This is a genomic window from Streptomyces sp. NPDC057271, assembly GCF_042668715.1.
Classification (GTDB): Bacteria; Actinomycetota; Actinomycetes; order Streptomycetales; family Streptomycetaceae; genus Streptomyces.
On record NZ_JBHUYJ010000222.1, the window covers coordinates 1 to 2,701 of the forward strand.

Consider the following 2,701-nt stretch of genomic DNA (forward strand, 5'->3'; position numbering starts at 1 on the left):
AGACACAGAGCACTCCGGCGCTCCGCGCCTCCGGTCCAAGGATGGCCTTCACCCCCGCCCTGAAGGGCGGAGCACTGGCCAAGATCAGAGGTAGACGACTCCGGCGCGGGCCGCCCCGATCAGGGTGATCGCCTTGTTCCAGGCGAAGAAGGCGACGGCCGAGGAGAAGACTCCGACGTAGAGCAGGGGGCCGACCGTGCCGGGCCCAGGCTCGAAGCCGCCCTGGACGGCGAGGCTGACGCCGTACGCCGGGAGCAGCATCAGGGCGCCGAGCGCGAAGGTCGTGAAGAGGAAGGCCAGGGCGCCGATCTCGGCGGGCTTACGCCTGAGCAGGGCGCTGTACGAGGCGAAGGACAGGGCGGCGGCGAACATCCACAGGTCGCCCGCGGTGAGGTCGGAGGCGAGGGAACCCCGGCCGACGAGGAGCAGGACACCGAGCGCCGCGACGAGCATCCCGACGGTGTGACGGGCGCCGAGGTGTTCGCCTCCGAGTCGGGAGAAGAGCGCCATGATCACCGGAGAGGCGGCCATGATCATGCCCATGTGGGAGGCGGAGGTGGCGAGTCCGGCCTGGTGCACGAGGGTGTTGTAGAGGCAGACGCCGAAGAGCGCGGCGAGCGCGACGTAACCGAAGTGCCTGCGGATCAGGTGCCGTTGACGCCACGCCTGCCGGGCCGCCGGCGGCGCGACGGCGAGGAGGGCGATGACCCAGCGCCAGAAGACCGCCTGGACGGGCGGGACGGAGTCGGCCATGTCCCGGGTCGCGACGAAGCTGCCGGACCAGACGACCGTGGCGACGAGCGCGAGGAGCAGCCCCGCGCCCGCGCCCCGCGCGAGGACGCGCGGGGCGGCGGCGGGCTGGGCGGGGCGGGCGCGGGCCAGAAGTGCCACGGTCATCCTCTCGGTCGGTGAGGCCCTACCGTCGCACCGGAGAAACCTCCAGGTCCATCGAAAGTTCCTGACCATTCCATTCAGTTGAACTGAACGATTTGGGGGTACGGGGACCGAGCTGGCCGACCAGGGTGGCGCCGAAGGCGATCGCCATGCCGACGAGCTGTACGGGGCCGAGCGCCTGACCGAGCGCGACCCAGCCGACGACGGCCGCGGTGATCGGCGACAGCGGGCCGAGGAGCGTCACCGAGGGGGCGCTCAGCCGCTCGATCCCGCGGAACCAGAGGAAGTAGGAGATCGCGGTGTTCCCGAAGGCGAGGTAGGCGTAGCCGACGAGGTTGGTGGAGTCCAGGGCGGGCGGCGCGCCTTCCACCAGGGCGGCGATCGGCAGGATGACCAGACCGCCGGCGGTGAGCTGCCAGCCCGTGAGCGCCAGCGCGCCCACCCCCTCGGGCCTCCCCCAGCGTTTGGTGAGGACGACACCGGCCGACATCGACAGCGCCGACAGCAGCCCGGCGATCACCCCGACGAGATCGAGCGCGGCACCCGCCTTGAGGACGACGAGGCCGACCCCGAAGGCGGCGGCGACGGCGGTGAGCAGGGAGCGCACGGTGGGCCGGTCGCCGAGGAGGAGCGCGGCCAGGCCGACCACGAGGAGCGGGCCGACGGAGCCGACGACGGCCGCGACACCACCGGGCAGCCGGTACGCGGCGAGGAAGAGCAGCGGGAAGAAGGCGCCGATGTTGAGGGCCCCCAGGACCGCGGACTTCCACCACCAGGCCCCCTGCGGCAGCTTGCGGGTGAGGGCGAGCAGCACCAGCCCGGCGGGCAGCGCGCGCATCAGACCGGTGAAGAGCGGCCGGTCGGGCGGCAGGAACTCCGTGGTGACGAAGTAGGTGGAGCCCCAGGAGATCGGGGCGAGCGCGGTCAGGGCGACGACGGCGGCCTTGCGGGACATGACAGGTCCCCCCTTGGTACGGAGTGGGTCCGAGTGGCTTGACGGTAAGTAGCTTACTCGTAAGCTACTTACTTACAAGAGGCTTTCCGGCAAGCATCTTGCTCCCTAGTCACTTACTTGCCGTCGAGTCGCTCCATGAGGAGACTGCCGCCATGGACAGCACCGAACCCCCCGCGCACGACGCCGTCGACGCGATCACCGACCAGTGGGCGGCGGTCCGCCCCGACCTGGACACGCTCCCCATGGCCGTCTTCGGGCGGATCTACCGGCTGGCCGCCGGGATGCGCGGCCGGGTCGACAAGGCGTACTCCCCCTACGGGGGGATGTCACTCGGCGAGTTCGACGTCCTGGCCACGCTGCGCCGCTCGGGTGAGCCCTACACCCTCTCGCCGCGCGAGCTCACCGCCACGCTGATGATCACCACGGGCGGGATGACGGGCCGTCTGGACAAGCTGGAGAAGGCGGGGCTGCTCAGCCGGAGCCCCGACCCGAACGACCGGCGCGGGCTGCGGGTGACGCTCAGCGAGCGCGGGCGCGAGCTGGTGGACCAGGCCGTGGGCGCAGGGCTCGCGCAGCAGCGGGAGTCCCTGGAGACCGCGCTCACGCCCGAGGAGGCGGAGCAGCTGGCGGGCCTGCTGCGCAGGCTCCTCGCGACCACGGTCGTGTGAAGGACGGCCTCATGCACGACGCCCTGCGCGCGGCGGCCGCGTGGCCGGCCATGAGAGCGACCGGCGTGAGAGCGACCGCCGTGTGAACGGCCACGAGAGCGGCGGCCGTGTGAACGCACACGAGGGCGCCGCGCCGGGACGCGTGTACCGGCGCGGCGCCCTCGGAAGCTGCGGAGCCCTAGGC

Annotated in this window: 3 protein-coding genes; 1 reads left to right on the plus strand and 2 read right to left on the minus strand. The window is 72.0% G+C overall.

Features of this window, described 5'->3' with window-relative positions; translation table 11 throughout:
- Positions 1–84: 84 nt before the first annotated feature.
- Both ACFUJR_RS39025 and ACFUJR_RS39030 read right to left on the minus strand, forming a co-directional pair.
- Complete coding sequence (locus ACFUJR_RS39025) at positions 85–897, minus strand: DMT family transporter (RefSeq protein ID WP_383181552.1); 813 nt, start codon at positions 895–897, stop codon at positions 85–87.
- Between the two features lie 19 nt (positions 898–916).
- Positions 917–1,849 carry an EamA family transporter gene (locus tag ACFUJR_RS39030; RefSeq protein WP_383181549.1) on the minus strand — a complete coding sequence of 311 codons (933 nt, stop codon included), beginning with the start codon at positions 1,847–1,849 and terminating at the stop codon, positions 917–919.
- 152 nt (positions 1,850–2,001) lie between these two features.
- On the opposite strand from ACFUJR_RS39030, the gene ACFUJR_RS39035 reads away from it, so the two are divergent.
- Positions 2,002–2,517 carry a MarR family winged helix-turn-helix transcriptional regulator gene (locus tag ACFUJR_RS39035; protein WP_383181546.1) on the plus strand — a complete coding sequence of 172 codons (516 nt, stop codon included), beginning with the start codon at positions 2,002–2,004 and terminating at the stop codon, positions 2,515–2,517.
- Positions 2,518–2,701 lie beyond the last annotated feature (184 nt).